This window comes from Sphingomonas faeni (assembly GCF_030817315.1).
Lineage (GTDB): Bacteria > Pseudomonadota > Alphaproteobacteria > Sphingomonadales > Sphingomonadaceae > Sphingomonas > Sphingomonas faeni_C.
The window spans coordinates 2,847,520-2,860,570 of the sequence record NZ_JAUSZF010000001.1 but is presented as its reverse complement, the minus strand read 5'-3'; the positions used below and the strand labels follow the sequence as shown (position 1 = coordinate 2,860,570).

At 63.1% G+C, this 13,051-nt stretch carries 12 protein-coding genes, 2 tRNA genes and 1 pseudogene; 9 read left to right on the top strand and 6 right to left on the bottom strand.

Annotated elements, in window-relative coordinates:
- Positions 1 to 3: 3 nt before the first annotated feature.
- Positions 4 to 1,419, bottom strand: a complete 1,416-nt coding sequence (locus QFZ54_RS13305; protein ID WP_307087796.1) for a sigma-54-dependent transcriptional regulator — start codon at positions 1,417 to 1,419, stop codon at positions 4 to 6.
- Positions 1,420 to 1,559: 140 nt separating this feature from the next.
- On the opposite strand from QFZ54_RS13305, the gene QFZ54_RS13300 reads away from it, so the two are divergent.
- From QFZ54_RS13300 to QFZ54_RS13270, 7 genes are all read left to right on the top strand, one after another.
- Positions 1,560 to 1,682 carry an aa3-type cytochrome c oxidase subunit IV gene (locus tag QFZ54_RS13300; protein ID WP_132742388.1) on the top strand — a complete coding sequence of 41 codons (123 nt, stop codon included), beginning with the start codon at positions 1,560 to 1,562 and terminating at the stop codon, positions 1,680 to 1,682.
- A 4-nt stretch (positions 1,683 to 1,686) separates the two neighbouring features.
- On the top strand, positions 1,687 to 2,808 hold the full coding sequence (locus QFZ54_RS13295) for an NAD(P) transhydrogenase subunit alpha (protein ID WP_307087793.1): 1,122 nt from the start codon (positions 1,687 to 1,689) through the stop codon (positions 2,806 to 2,808).
- 59 nt (positions 2,809 to 2,867) lie between these two features.
- Positions 2,868 to 3,257 carry an endonuclease domain-containing protein gene (locus QFZ54_RS13290; protein WP_307087790.1) on the top strand — a complete coding sequence of 130 codons (390 nt, stop codon included), beginning with the start codon at positions 2,868 to 2,870 and terminating at the stop codon, positions 3,255 to 3,257.
- Position 3,258: 1 nt separating this feature from the next.
- On the top strand, positions 3,259 to 3,579 hold the full coding sequence (locus QFZ54_RS13285) for a proton-translocating transhydrogenase family protein (RefSeq protein ID WP_187503849.1): 321 nt from the start codon (positions 3,259 to 3,261) through the stop codon (positions 3,577 to 3,579).
- A 146-nt stretch (positions 3,580 to 3,725) separates the two neighbouring features.
- Positions 3,726 to 5,222 (top strand): NAD(P)(+) transhydrogenase (Re/Si-specific) subunit beta, encoded by a 1,497-nt coding sequence (locus QFZ54_RS13280; RefSeq protein WP_307087787.1) that lies wholly within the window; start codon positions 3,726 to 3,728, stop codon positions 5,220 to 5,222.
- 100 nt (positions 5,223 to 5,322) lie between these two features.
- Positions 5,323 to 6,264 carry a MarR family winged helix-turn-helix transcriptional regulator gene (locus QFZ54_RS13275; protein ID WP_307087785.1) on the top strand — a complete coding sequence of 314 codons (942 nt, stop codon included), beginning with the start codon at positions 5,323 to 5,325 and terminating at the stop codon, positions 6,262 to 6,264.
- A 63-nt stretch (positions 6,265 to 6,327) separates the two neighbouring features.
- Positions 6,328 to 6,403 (top strand) — tRNA-Val (locus tag QFZ54_RS13270).
- A 169-nt stretch (positions 6,404 to 6,572) separates the two neighbouring features.
- On the opposite strand, the gene QFZ54_RS13265 is transcribed toward QFZ54_RS13270, so the two are convergent.
- Complete coding sequence (locus tag QFZ54_RS13265; protein WP_307087783.1) at positions 6,573 to 7,169, bottom strand: hypothetical protein; 597 nt, start codon at positions 7,167 to 7,169, stop codon at positions 6,573 to 6,575.
- A gap of 1,071 nt (positions 7,170 to 8,240) precedes the next feature.
- On the opposite strand from QFZ54_RS13265, the gene QFZ54_RS13260 reads away from it, so the two are divergent.
- Together QFZ54_RS13260 and QFZ54_RS13255 are read left to right on the top strand one after the other, a co-directional pair.
- Positions 8,241 to 8,792, top strand: coding sequence for a helix-turn-helix domain-containing protein (locus QFZ54_RS13260; protein ID WP_307087781.1), 552 nt, complete (start codon positions 8,241 to 8,243; stop codon positions 8,790 to 8,792).
- Positions 8,793 to 9,198: 406 nt separating this feature from the next.
- Positions 9,199 to 9,275, top strand: a tRNA-Pro gene (locus QFZ54_RS13255).
- Between the two features lie 897 nt (positions 9,276 to 10,172).
- Here QFZ54_RS13255 and QFZ54_RS13250 read toward each other — a convergent pair.
- The 4 genes and pseudogenes from QFZ54_RS13250 to rfbC all read right to left on the bottom strand — a co-directional run.
- Positions 10,173 to 10,265 (bottom strand): annotated as a pseudogene (locus QFZ54_RS13250) (sugar phosphate nucleotidyltransferase); the annotation flags it as partial.
- On the bottom strand, positions 10,262 to 11,164 hold the full coding sequence (gene rfbD, locus QFZ54_RS13245; protein WP_307087779.1) for a dTDP-4-dehydrorhamnose reductase: 903 nt from the start codon (positions 11,162 to 11,164) through the stop codon (positions 10,262 to 10,264). The pseudogene QFZ54_RS13250 and the gene rfbD, both read right to left, overlap by 4 nt.
- Positions 11,161 to 12,216 carry a dTDP-glucose 4,6-dehydratase gene (gene rfbB, locus QFZ54_RS13240; protein ID WP_307087778.1) on the bottom strand — a complete coding sequence of 352 codons (1,056 nt, stop codon included), beginning with the start codon at positions 12,214 to 12,216 and terminating at the stop codon, positions 11,161 to 11,163. The genes rfbD and rfbB overlap by 4 nt, the downstream gene beginning before the upstream one ends.
- 11 nt (positions 12,217 to 12,227) lie before the next feature.
- Positions 12,228 to 12,779, bottom strand: coding sequence for a dTDP-4-dehydrorhamnose 3,5-epimerase (gene rfbC, locus QFZ54_RS13235; protein WP_307089450.1), 552 nt, complete (start codon positions 12,777 to 12,779; stop codon positions 12,228 to 12,230).
- Positions 12,780 to 13,051: the final 272 nt, after the last annotated feature.

Below are 13,051 nucleotides of genomic sequence, written 5' to 3'. Positions count from 1 at the left end.
AAATCATGCCGCGTTGTCGATCCCGAGTTCGCCGAGCTTGCGGTACAGCGTCGAGCGGCCGATGCCGAGACGGCGGGCGACTTCGGTCATGCGACCACGGTAATGGCCGATCGCAAGGCGGATGACATCGGCTTCGATTTCGTCGAGCGCGCGAAGGTTGCCGTCGGGATGGAACAGCGTGACGCCACCGCCGCCAATTGCAGACGTCGCAGGTCCGCGCTCGCGTGTGCCGAGCGCGGCGATCTCCGGGAAATCCTCTTCGGTCAGCGCGGTGTCCTCGCACAGCACAGCGGCGCGAAAGAGCGCGTTCTGCAACTGGCGGACGTTGCCGGGCCAGTCGTACCGGACCAGCAGGGCGAGCGCGGAATCGGTGATACCTAACGGTCGCAGTCCCGGTTGCTCGGCGATCCGCGAGAGCAGGTGGCGGGCGAGCGCAGGGATGTCGCCGGTGCGTTCGCGCAACGGCGGGATCGTCACCTGAACCGCGTTAAGGCGGTAGTATAAATCCTCGCGGAACCGCCCCGCCTCGACCTCGTCCAGCAGCCGCGAATTGGTGGCGGCGATCACGCGGACGTCGACTTCGCGCGGATGGCGAGCACCGATCGCGAGGACTTCGCCGGTTTGTAGGACCTGCAGCAGCTTCGCCTGCGCCTCGAGCGGCATCTCTCCGATCTCGTCGAGGAACAGCGTGCCGCCATCGGCATCGTGAAACCGTCCGATCTTGCGTTCGAACGCGCCGGTGAACGCGCCCTTCTCATGGCCGAAGACTTCCGACTCGATCAGGTTCGCGGGAATCGCGCCGCAATTGACGCTGATCATCGGTTTTTTCGCGCGCGGGGAGGCGGCATGGATCGCCTCGGCGATGACGTCCTTGCCGACGCCGATCTCGCCTTCGAGCAGGATCGCGACGCGCGCGCGCGCGGCCTTTGCAGCGATCGCCAGTGCGGCGCGGAAGTCGGGGGAAGAGCCGACGATCTCGTCGAAGGCGAGAAGCGCGGGGATCTTCTCGGTCAGCGGGCGGAGTTCGCCGGACGACTTGCCGACCACCGCCGCGTCCAGCGCTGCTAGCAGGCGATCAGGCGCGAGCGGCTTTACCAGGAAATCGGTGGCGCCGGCGCGCATCGCACTGACCGCATGCGCGACCGATCCGTTCGCCGTGATGACCAGGATGGGCAGCGCCGGGCGCCGTTCGCGCAAGGTAGCGATCAGGGTGGTCGCATCCTCGTCGGGTGCCCAGTGATCGATTACGATCGCGTCGAGCAGCATGCCGTCCGGCGTGCCGAGCGTGGCGATCGCGGTCTCGTCGTCCGCCGCGAAGATCGCGCGCCAGCCGCCTCGCGCGGCGAGTGCAGCCACCAGCCGCCGCTGCGCGGGCTCGTCATCGATCAGCAATAATAGGCGCTGGCCATTGCGCGTCATGACAAATCCTGTCCCGTTCCGGCACGTGCAATAGGTAGCGCAAGTAAAGGGAGACTTAAACGTCCTGCTTGGCGATCCAGGATGTGCGCGATAAGGTCTCGGTTATAGAGGATTGCACTGACAGGATTGGGGCACGAACCATGGCCGGCAACGGAGACATGAAGGCGCACGTCGCGACCTATTCGAGCGTGACGGGGATGATGAAATGGGGCTCCGTCGGGTGCGCGCTGGTCGTCGCGCTCGTCATCTGGCTGATCTCGTAGCATCATGAAGATCGCCGTCCTGAGAGAGCAAGCGGACGGCGAGCGGCGGGTAGCCGCGACGCCGGAAACGGTGAAGAAGTTCATCGCGCTGGGTGCGACGCTGGCGGTGGAGGCGGCGGCGGGCGAGGCTGCTTCGATCGCCGATGCCGCCTATTCCGATGCGGGCGCGACCGTTGGCGACCGCGTGGCGACGTCGGCAGGGGCGGATATCCTGCTCGGCGTGCAGGGGCCTGACCCCGCATCGCTCGCCGGTGTCGCGCCGGGCGCGTGGATCGTCGCGAGCCTCAATCCTTTTGCAGAACGTGCGCGGATCGAGGCCTATGCCGCGGCCGGCTACGAAGCGCTGGCGATGGAGTTCATGCCGCGCATCACCCGCGCGCAGTCGATGGACATCCTGTCGTCGCAGTCGAACCTGTCGGGCTACAAGGCGGTGCTCGACGCGGCGGCCGAATATGGCCGCGCGTTTCCGATGATGATGACCGCGGCGGGCACGATTTCCGCGGCGAAGGCGTTCGTGATGGGCGTCGGCGTGGCCGGGCTCCAGGCGATCGCGACCGCGCGCCGCCTGGGGGCGCAGGTGTCGGCGACCGACGTGCGCGCCGCGACCCGCGAGCAGATCCAGTCGCTCGGCGCGAAGCCGATCTTCGTCGAGAACGTCGCCGGGATCGAGGGCGAGGGGACGGGCGGGTACGCCGGCGAGATGTCGCCCGAATACCAGGCCGCGCAGGCTGAGCTCGTGTCCGGACACATCGCCAAGCAGGACATCGTCATCACTACAGCGCTGATTCCGGGCCGACCAGCGCCGCGGTTGATCTCGGCGGCGCAGGTGGCGAGCATGAAGCCGGGCTCGGTGATCGTCGATCTCGCGGTCGAGCAGGGCGGCAATGTCGAGGGTTCGGTCGCGGGCGAAGTGGTCGTGGTGAACGGCGTCAAGATCGTCGGCCACCGCAACGTGCCCTCGCGCCTCGCGGCAGACGCCAGCGCGCTGTTCTCGCGCAACCTGTTCAACTTCCTCAACGCCTTCTGGGACAAGGAGGCGGGCAAGCCCGTGCTCGACGCGGAAATCGGCGACGCGATCCGCCTGACGCAGGGCGGCAAGATCGTGAACCCAAGGCTGCTGTCTTGATAATCCTCCCCGGCACGGGGAGGGGGACCGGCGCAGCCGGTGGAGGGGGCGTTCCGCACATGCTACGCCCCGAAGTATCGCTGGCGCGCAAATTACGCCGGGACATGAGCCTCCCGGAAGTGCTGCTATGGGAGCATCTCCGAGGACAGAAGACCGGCTTAAAGTTCCGCCACCAGCATCCCATCGGGCCGTACGTCTGTGACTTCTACTGCGCCGCCGCCAAGCCCGCGGTCGAGGTAGATGGTGAATTCCATGGCCGCGGCGACCGCCCCCAGCGTGACGCCGAGCGCGACCAATTTTTCGAGCAGAATGGCTACCGGGTGCTGCGAGTGGCAGCAGGCGACGTGCTGAGGGATATCGAGGCCGTTGTGACGATGATCGTATCGTCCGCGGCCAGCCCCCTCCACCAGCCTGCGGCCGGTCCCCCTCCCCGTGCCGTGGAGGAATGAAATGGACTTCATCGCGATCCTGTCGATCTTCGTGCTGGCCTGTTTCGTCGGGTATTTCGTGGTGTGGGCGGTCACGCCGGCGCTGCACACGCCGCTGATGGCGGTGACCAATGCGATCTCGTCGGTGATCATCGTCGGCGCGCTGATCGCCGCCGCGGCGCCGACGGTCCTGGGGGCGATCGGTGCCGGATCGGGCGTGGCCAAGGCACTCGGGCTACTCGCGGTGGTGCTGGCGAGCATCAACATCTTCGGCGGCTTTGCAGTCACCGCGCGGATGCTGGCGATGTACAAGAAGAAGGAACGGCCCGTTGCGAAGGGCTGAGTCGGCGGTCGACATACGATCCTCCCCTGCAAGGGGAGGTGGCAGGCGCCAGCCTGACGGAGGGGTATCGCGCTATCGAGAGCGCGTCACCCCTCCGTCGCTGCGCGACACCTCCCCTTGCAAGGGAGGATTAGGGGGAATGGACTATGCATGAACTGACGGTCAGCCCCTGGGCATCGCTCGCCTATCTGGTCGCGGGGGTGTGTTTCATCCTCGCGTTGCGCGGCCTGTCGAGCCCGGCGTCGAGCCAGCGCGGCAACCGCTTCGGCATCATCGGCATGACGATCGCAGTCGTGACGACGCTGGTGACGCATGTGCCCGTCGTTCAGCATCTTCTCGTTTCGGACGCCGGGCCTACGATAGCCGTGCGCACCATCGATTGGGTCACCGTCGTCGAAATCCTCGCGGCGATCGGCGTAGGCGCCGCGATCGGCCTCGTGACCGCACGCCGGATCGCGATGACCGCGATGCCGCAACTCGTCGCCGCCTTCCACAGCCTCGTCGGCCTCGCCGCGGTACTGGTCGGCGTAGCCGCGTATCTCAACCCGCAGGCGTTCGGGATTTCCGACCTCGTCGTGCCGATGATCGGCCAACCGTTTGCGGTCATCCACCCGGTCAGCCGGATCGAGCTCGGGCTCGGCGTCGCGATCGGTGCGATCACTTTCTCGGGCTCGGTCATCGCGTTCCTGAAATTGAACGGCAACATGGGCGGCAAGCCGATCATGCTGCCCGGTCGCCACGTCATCAACATTGCGCTGCTCGCCGGCATCCTCGGCCTGATCGCGTATTTCGTCACCGATCAGTCGGCGTGGATCTTCTGGACGATCGCCATATTGAGCTTCGTCATCGGATTCCTCCTGATCGTCCCGATCGGCGGCGCGGACATGCCGGTGGTGGTCAGCATGCTGAACTCCTATTCGGGTTGGGCGGCGGCAGCGATGGGCTTCACGCTGCACAACAGCGCGATGACCATCACTGGGGCGCTGGTCGGGAGCTCGGGCGCAATCCTCAGTTACATCATGTGCCGGGCGATGAACCGGAGCTTCATCAGCGTGATCGCAGGCGGCTTCGGCCAGTCCTCTGACGCCGGCGGACCCGCGGCAGCCAGCGATCGCCCGTGGAAGCGCGGCTCCGCGGAAGACGCCGCGTTCCTGATGAGCCAGGCCGAACAGGTCATCATCGTCCCCGGCTACGGCATGGCGGTCGCGCAGGCGCAGCACGTCCTGCGCGAGATGGGCGACAAGCTGAAGGCCGAGGGCGTGCGCGTGAAATACGCGATCCACCCGGTCGCGGGCCGCATGCCGGGGCACATGAACGTGCTGCTGGCCGAGGCGAACGTGCCCTATGACGACGTGTTCGAGCTGGAGGACATCAACAGCGAGTTCGCGCAGACCGACGTCGCGTTCGTGATCGGCGCCAACGACGTCACCAACCCCGCCGCCAAGACCGACAAGTCCTCGCCGATCTACGGCATGCCGGTGCTCGACGTCGAGAAGGCCAAGACCGTGCTGTTCATCAAGCGCTCGATGGGCGGCGTCGGCTATGCCGGCGTCGATAACGACCTGTTCTACCGCGACAATACGATGATGTTGCTGGCCGACGCGAAGAAGATGGTCGAGAATATCGTCAAGGCGCTTGACTAGATTTGCGGACAAGGTTCCCAACTGCAACGAAAGCCGATCCAGTTCGGGTGTAACTCCTCGCCTGACGCAGGTTAGTCTCCGCATCACAGCGGAGACCTTGATGACCCGACCAGACGGCCCGCTTGACGCGGCGAATTACGATACGGGGATCGACGTGGTCCTCATCGCTGCTCCCGGCGCACCGGACCGACTGACCGTCACCCTCACCGCGCTAAACGGTCGGATCGTTGCCTGTCTCGATTGGCGGGGAACGTTCGGCGATCACGCGGCGCCGCAAGTGATCGTCGTCGAGGCCGCCGGGGTCGATCCCACGTTGCTCGCCGAACGCCTGCCCGGAATCGTTGATCGGGCGGCCGCGTTGCAAGCCGGTCTGGTGGTCGCCCTTGGCGTCGACGAAATCGACGTTGTCGCTGCGGCTACGCTGGGCGGCAGCACGCGGCTGCTGGTCGATCCGACGGTCGGCGATTGCGTGGCGGCAATCGTGGTCGCTGCCGAGGCGGCGCGTATCCCGGCAGGCGTGTTCGATGTTCACCGCGAGACAGACGGTAGGCGGCTCGAAAGACTGAATACCGAAGTCGCGCGGATCGCCGAGGCGCTCGCTCGACTGACGCGAGCGGAGATCGAGGGGGACGCACCCGCTGCGCCGATTGTCGGCGACCGTACCAATCGTTACGGCGCGCCGCCCGCTTTGGCCGAGCCGAGCGCGGCGGATGTCCGTCGAGCGATCCGCGCACGGCGATTGCGCGACCAGTTCTTCGGCGCGACGCTGTTTGAGGATCCCGGCTGGGACATGCTGCTCGATCTCTACGCTGCCGAACTGGAGCGGGGGCGTGTTTCGGTGTCGAGCCTGTGCATCGCCGCCGCGGTTGCGCCCACCACCGCACTGCGCTGGATCGCACGAATGACCGACACCGGATTGTTCGAACGCCGCCCCGACATGCACGACCGACGCCGCGCATTTATGGTGCTCTCCGACCGCGCGAGCGAGGCGATGCGCGGCTATATTGTGGCCACCAAGCGAGCCGACCTGCGAATTCCGTGACGACCCGCGCCCTTTTAGCTTGCCCCGGCCGCCCGGCTTTGGCATCCGACGTCCACCCGAGAGGGGCGATTAGCTCAGTTGGTAGAGCGTCTCGTTTACACCGAGAATGTCGGCGGTTCGAGCCCGTCATCGCCCACCAAATTCCTAAGTAAAATCAATGGCTTGGTTACTGTAGCAGGTCGGCTCTGATTTAAAAAATCTGCCGATGGACAGCAAATGGACAGCAAACGGACCGACGATTGGAATGCGTCGCGTAGAGTGCGACTTGGATTTTGCGCCGCGACGTTGCGAGATCGCTAACCCTGTCTCTATATTTGGATCGCCGTCGGACCGCCTCCGAGAATGATCACGATGGTTGCTGGTCGACGACGTCCACCGCGATGACCGCTACCGGCGCGTTCCCGATCTTCACGACGGTGTCGCGCGGACCAGTTTTGGGCATTCTGGTTCACCTCCATCAGTAGCGCCTGAAGCGTGGTGACCGCTTCAGCGAGATAGCGCGGATCGTATTTGGCGTAGACGGCAGTCATACGTTCCAAATCGGCCGGTCGATGACCAAGCAGAACCGAAATCTGTTCCGCCGGCACACCTCTGCGCCGCAGTTCTGTGGCCACGGTGTGCCGGATCGTTTTCGGAATGTACTGGACTGGCAGCTCCAACGCCCGGCGCATGGTCCGCCAAGCCCTGCCTCTCGATTTCGGCGGCGGACTATTCTCACCTTCGGCCAGAGTCTGTTGGCGCCAGTCGTCAAGCATCTTTGCAAGTGCGGGCGCGGCGGCGACAACGGGATTGTGCTTCTTCGTTCGAGGTGCACCCTCTGGATGAGTATATATAAGTCCATCTTTCCACTGCACGAGCGGATCGAAAGCTAGTGCGGCTTCCGGACGGCAAGCGGTTCCGATCATGAGCCATAGCCAACGGCCGAAGCCCTTCGTCGGAGTCCGACGACACCTGCGAAGCGTACCCGGCAACGGCGCCCAACTCATCGAGCGACATCCTTACGTCTCTCGGAGGCGAGCGATGTTCCTTCGCTACGCTGGGCACTTTTGGCGCGGACGGTACCCGCTCCATCTCCACGGCGTGGTTCAGGGCGGCTCGAACGTCGTCGATGTTTCGCTGAGCGCTCTCGCCCTTAACGCCCTTCGAAACGAGGCGCCTTTCTTGCCCTAGCCAATCGACGGTGAAGGAGTGGGGCTCCATCCGCCAATTGATGAAGCGCCTGAAGACAGTGCGCGTGAGTTCGGAAAACCGCACTCGAACGCGGACCGGGTTCTGTAGAAGGAAACCGATAAACGCCCGGAGGCTTCAGGCAATCGTGTCCGGATTTCGTGTGTGTCGACCGTGTTCCTTCCAGTGAAGGAACAGATGGGGGAGAACCTCAGCGTCTTCGCTGCTCTGAAGCCCCATGGCGCGTTTGGTCTCGACGAACGCATGGATCGCCGCCTTAGCGGCCGCTAGGTCGCGAGTCCGAGTGCTTTTATATACGACCGATCGTCCGTCGGCGGACTTTGTCGCGATCTGCCAGATGCCGGCTGCATTCCCATCGCGGCGTTGGTCGAGCCAGTGTTCCCCGGCGGAATACGGGCTAGTATCTCTTGCCAATTCGTGAGTTCCTCATTTTCTGCGCGGGTCACGAGATTCAGAGCGCCCAGGTGTGCGAGCAACTGTAGTTCGGCGAGCGTCAGGTGAGCTCCGGTTCCGTTCTTCAGTGCGTGCCGATACTTGTGCGCTATCGTCGAAGCGGTTGCTTGGCCGGATGCCGGACCGGCTGACGCTTGCAGCGCGCTGACCTCCTTCCTTCTCCACTCTTTCATCGATCCTGTTTCCATGCCCGACCCTTCCAGACCACGCCTCGGCGGGTGCATCCTTCTAGCAACAAGGGTTGGCTTCTTCGGGCCTTGTGTAAGAAAGTCCGGTCTGATATGTCATTTTTTTGGGCTTGAGCCATCTGCCCGAACCATTTTCGGCAGGGTGCTATGATGTTGAAAGCGGAGAAGCGCGTATTTTCCGCGGTATCCAGCGGCACGGCAGTAGTTGATTCAGGCACCACCTTTGCCGACCGCGTAGCCAAAGCAAGATCGCGCCTCGGTCTGACGAAGCGCGAGCTAGCGTCGAAGGCGGGCTTGGCGCCCCGTACCGTGACGAGAATCGAGGCGGGTGCTCCCGTGTCGTCGGAAAGCAAGCTGGCACTGGAGCATGCGCTGGGGCTTCTGCCGCCGACCGGCGAAGTCGGTGGCGACGCAGATCGCGACATGAGCGACGTCGCAATCGGCCGACGACTGCGCGATCTGCGTCGTGCCCGCGGATCGCTTCCTCTGACCTATCTGGGTCATGCCCGCGAGCCGCTACCTCTGTCCCATCTGGCCTGCATGCTCGGGAATCTCACCGAGGCATCACTCTCGCGGATCGAACGGGGCGTTTGCCGTCCTCGACAAGGATGGTCCGACTTCTTGACCGACGACTATGCGAAAACTCTGGGATTCGCCTGTGCGAAGGATCTGGGGGACGAAATCGGCGTCGAAACCTGAACGACTAAGCGGAAGAGGTGGCCCCTCGAAATGCCGACCTGCCCCTCGAGGTATGGATCTTCAGCGAGGGCAATAGGGCCCCTCGCATGCCGAGGCTGCGGGCCATCGCGGAGGCGAAAGCGTGGCTGGTTACCGAGCTTCTAAGGATCGAACCGTCGGCGGCTGTCAAATTCGTGAAAGTGGGGCGGACCTAAGCGGCGACAGACGCGTCCTGGCTGGTCCAGGGCGTCGCTATCGTCTGACCCGTATCCTTACCGCCTTCGCGCAGAAGGCGAAGGGGTAGCGGCAGAAGCGAGGGAGTGTACGGCATCTTTGACGCGACCCGCGGAACGTCATCGCAGCATTCTGGCATTGCAATGACAGGACGCTTGCGTATTTGGCCATGTTTCCCTAACCGCATCGCTGTCGGGGAGTGGCGCAGGCTGGTAGCGCACCTGGTTTGGGACCAGGGGGTCGCAGGTTCGAATCCTGTCTCCCCGACCATATTATGAAAGTGATTATTTTTCAGCATCTTAACGTCTGCCGCTGTGGCAACTGACGTGGTATTTGCTGTAGCAAGTCTGTATGATCCGCGCATTAAACGATAAAGACCTCGGTCCAGACTCCGCGCTTTGGTTGTCGATCCTACTGGCAGTTCGAATTGCAATTATGCGTGGCCCCTTCCTCACGCCGATTTTGACGGATGGGAACGTCATTGCCGTGAAGAACATTGTCTGGCGATAGAGACGACGCGGTGGATGGATGACGCTTCCACGCATGCTCATGCCCAATGGTCGACCACCCACTCAATTCTCACTGCCGAAGAGGTAAGAGCAATCTATGAAGCGCGCGCGACCCTTCGTCGGCATTTCGACAAGGGAACTGACTGGCGCGCTTTGTGTCGTGCGACACGCACTTACTGCACCACTGGACGACACAATAGCATCCTGTCCTATGAACCCTTTACCGCACGAATCATCGGCGGGGAGTAAAACGACTATGGGGACGACCAACACCGCCGCGACGGTCACGACGGCCGACATTCTTGAATTGAATGCGATCGGGGATGTCACATTTGCCGATTGGTTCCCGAGCCACCGCCCCGGCGACACTGTCCCACCGACGCCGCCTCAACACGTTGCGCTTGTAGCGAGTGCCATTGGGCTGCGCCAGAGAGCGGCGCTGCGACCTATCAGCCAAGTAGTTGCAATTGGAACGGCGCGCTTACCCCGGTCTTGAAAGGGCATACCCTAATTGAACCAGGGCGGAATTCGCCAATATCGCGCCGCCACCTGTTATTCTATTTAAGTTGTAAATCAAAAATTGAAGTAAATTGACTACCTTACGAATAATTAGAGCTGTGTAGAATTGACAACTATCGTGGCGGTACGGTTATTACAACTTGTCGTAGACCGGCAGCAGCTGCTTGTTGACCGCCAGCGTTGCCGGATGGAGGCGCGTGCCCGAACCGCCTGCGAGAATGATGCCCTTCACGCGCGTGTCTCCTTGTTGGGTGCCCCGAGCAGTTCGTCGAGGATGTTGCCGAGCGCGGTCTGCCACGCTGGCGGATGAATGCCGTAGTCGCGGCTGATCGCGTCATGGCTGAGCAGTGAATTGGCGGGCCGCGTCGCCGGCGTCGGGTATTCCGCGGTGGTGATACCCTGCACCTCGGCGCTGGCCCCGCCACGTGCGGCGCTCTGCGCGAAGATCTCGCGGGCGAAGCCTGCCCAGGTGACCGCGCCCGCGTTACTGAAGTGGTAGGTCCCGGTCGGCGCCGCGGGATCCTCGACGAGGCGCATCGTGATCTTTGCAAGCGCGGCTGCAAGATCGGTCGCCGATGTCGGGCTGCCGTGCTGGTCGTCGACTACGCGCAACGTAGGGTTGGTCGCACCGACGCGGAGCATCGTCTTGACGAAATTGTTGCCGTGGGCGCTGACCACCCAGGCGGTGCGGACAATCGCGTACCGTGCGCCCGAAGTGCGCACCGCGAGTTCGCCGCCAAGCTTTGAGCCACCGTACACACCGAGCGGGGCGACCGGATCGGTCACCTCCCAAGCACCATCGCGCGCGCCGTCGAAAACATAGTCGGTCGAGACCTGGACGATCGGGATATTGGCCTTGGCGCAGGCTTCCGCAAACGCCGCAGGCGCCATCGCGTTGACGGCCCAGGCGGTGACGATGTCGCTCTCGGCCTTGTCGACCGCGGTATAGGCGCCGGCCGAAATGACTGCAGCCCATGGCTGTGACGCGACCATCGCGGTGATCGCTGCCGTATTGCGCAGGTCGAGTTCGTCGATGTCGATCGCGGTGACTGCCCAGCCTTCGGGCCAAGCGTAGCGCTTAAGCTCGGTGCCAAGCTGGCCATTACCGCCGGTGACGAGGATCTGTTTCATACAGACAGTCCGCGGCGTTGATCAGCCTTGTGCTCGGCAACGATCGCTTCCCACCAGCCCTGGTTGTCGAGATACCAGGCGACGGTCTTCTCGATCCCCGTCTCGAACGTCTCCGCAGGCTCCCAGCCGAGCTCGTTCTTGATCCGGCTCGCGTCAATTGCATAGCGCTTGTCGTGACCAGGGCGGTCAGCGACGTACGTGATCTGCGTCGCATACGACTGACCGTCAGCACGCGGGCGCAACCGATCGAGGATCGTGCAGACGGTCTTCACGACCTCGAGGTTCTGCTTTTCGTTGTTTCCGCCGACATTGTAGGTCCGGCCAGGCTCACCCTTTTCGAATACCGCATGCAGCGCACGAACGTGATCCTCGACGAACAGCCAGTCGCGGACCTGATCGCCCTTGCCGTATACCGGAAGATCGGCACCGGCGAGCGCCTTGACGATCATCAGCGGGATCAGCTTTTCGGGGAAGTGATACGGCCCGTAATTGTTCGAGCAGTTGGTGATCAGCACCGGCAGCCCGAAGGTGTGACCCCAAGCGCTGACGAGGTGGTCCGAGCCGGCCTTCGACGCCGAGTAAGGCGAACGCGGATCGTACGGCGTCTCTTCGGTGAACAACCCGGTATCGCCGAGCGACCCGTAGACCTCGTCGGTCGAGATATGATGGAAGCGGAACGCTGCCTTCGCTTCGTCGTCGAGGCCGAGCCAATAGGCGCGCGCCTCGCTCAGCATCGTGAAGGTGCCGACTACGTTGGTCTGGACGAACGCGCCGGGTCCATCGATCGAACGGTCGACATGGCTTTCGGCTGCGAGATGCGTGACAATCTCGGGCTTGAACTCGGCGATCGCGGCCTTGACGGCGTCTGCGTCGCAGATGTCGCCCTGGACGAAGCGGTAACGGTTCGAACTCGCCACGCGCTCGACCGTCGACAGCGTGCCGGCATAGGTCAGCTTGTCGAAGTTGAGGACTTCGTGCTCGGTGTTCTCGATCAGGTGCCGGACGAGGGCCGAACCGATGAAGCCGGCCCCGCCGGTGACGAAGATGCGCATGAAACTATCCTTCAGGCGAGCGGCGCCAGCGGGCGGCCGTCATAGGGAAAGGGGCTGTCGAAATCGGCGAGCAACGGCTGCACCGCATCCTTCGGCGAAAGCTCGGGCGCGGTGCCGGCAGGCATCGGCCAGTCGATGCCGATCGCGGGGTCATCCCAGCGGATGCCGCCATCGTTCTCGGGCGCGTAGGTGTCCGAGCATTTGTAGCTGACTTCGCAATTGTCCTCGAGCGTCACGAAACCGTGCGCGAAGCCGATTGGAATAAACAGCTGGTGACCGTTCTCCGCCGACAGCTCGGCACCGACCCACTGGCCGTAGGTCGGCGAGCCCTTGCGGATGTCGACAGCCACATCGAAGATCGCGCCCCGCACGCACCGCACCAGCTTGTCTTGCCCACGGGGCGGTGTCTGGAAATGCAGACCGCGCAACGTGAATGCCGGCACCGACAGCGAGTGATTGTCTTGCACGAAGGTGCACGGAATACTGAGCTTTTCGAAGGCAGGCACCGAATAAACCTCGGTGAACCATCCGCGGCTGTCGCCGAAGCGCTTAGGGACAAGTATCTGAACAGAGAATTAGGAAACGACCATAGGTAAGGCTAGCGCGATTAGCGTCCTCCTGCAATGGTCACTCTAATTCTCGCAATACTAAGTCAGAGGTCACATCATATGCCGAATGTATAAAGCGTTCGGAGTATGTCGGAGGGGTCGTATTGTCAATTTAAGCCGCGATACCATTGGTTTGCATCAGCATGATATTAATCTTCGGCTTCAGCGGACGGGATTTTGCCGATGGGCGCGATCAGTCGGCGATGGCGGAAGTGGCCGATCCATTC

What these genes read in the sequence shown, in the direction of transcription:
- rfbD (WP_307087779.1), bottom strand. Translation starts at nt 11,164, where the DNA reads ATGAAACAGATCCTCGTCACCGGCGGTAATGGCCAGCTTGGCACCGAG.
- QFZ54_RS13300 (WP_132742388.1), top strand. Translation starts at nt 1,560, where the DNA reads ATGGCCGGCAACGGAGACATGAAGGCGCACGTCGCGACCTATTCGAGC.
- QFZ54_RS13280 (WP_307087787.1), top strand. Translation starts at nt 3,726, where the DNA reads ATGCATGAACTGACGGTCAGCCCCTGGGCATCGCTCGCCTATCTGGTC.
- QFZ54_RS13290 (WP_307087790.1), top strand. Translation starts at nt 2,868, where the DNA reads ATGCTACGCCCCGAAGTATCGCTGGCGCGCAAATTACGCCGGGACATG.
- QFZ54_RS13275 (WP_307087785.1), top strand. Translation starts at nt 5,323, where the DNA reads ATGACCCGACCAGACGGCCCGCTTGACGCGGCGAATTACGATACGGGG.
- QFZ54_RS13295 (WP_307087793.1), top strand. Translation starts at nt 1,687, where the DNA reads ATGAAGATCGCCGTCCTGAGAGAGCAAGCGGACGGCGAGCGGCGGGTA.
- QFZ54_RS13260 (WP_307087781.1), top strand. Translation starts at nt 8,241, where the DNA reads ATGATGTTGAAAGCGGAGAAGCGCGTATTTTCCGCGGTATCCAGCGGC.
- QFZ54_RS13285 (WP_187503849.1), top strand. Translation starts at nt 3,259, where the DNA reads ATGGACTTCATCGCGATCCTGTCGATCTTCGTGCTGGCCTGTTTCGTC.
- QFZ54_RS13305 (WP_307087796.1), bottom strand. Translation starts at nt 1,419, where the DNA reads ATGACGCGCAATGGCCAGCGCCTATTATTGCTGATCGATGACGAGCCC.
- rfbB (WP_307087778.1), bottom strand. Translation starts at nt 12,216, where the DNA reads ATGCGCATCTTCGTCACCGGCGGGGCCGGCTTCATCGGTTCGGCCCTC.
- QFZ54_RS13265 (WP_307087783.1), bottom strand. Translation starts at nt 7,169, where the DNA reads ATGATCGGAACCGCTTGCCGTCCGGAAGCCGCACTAGCTTTCGATCCG.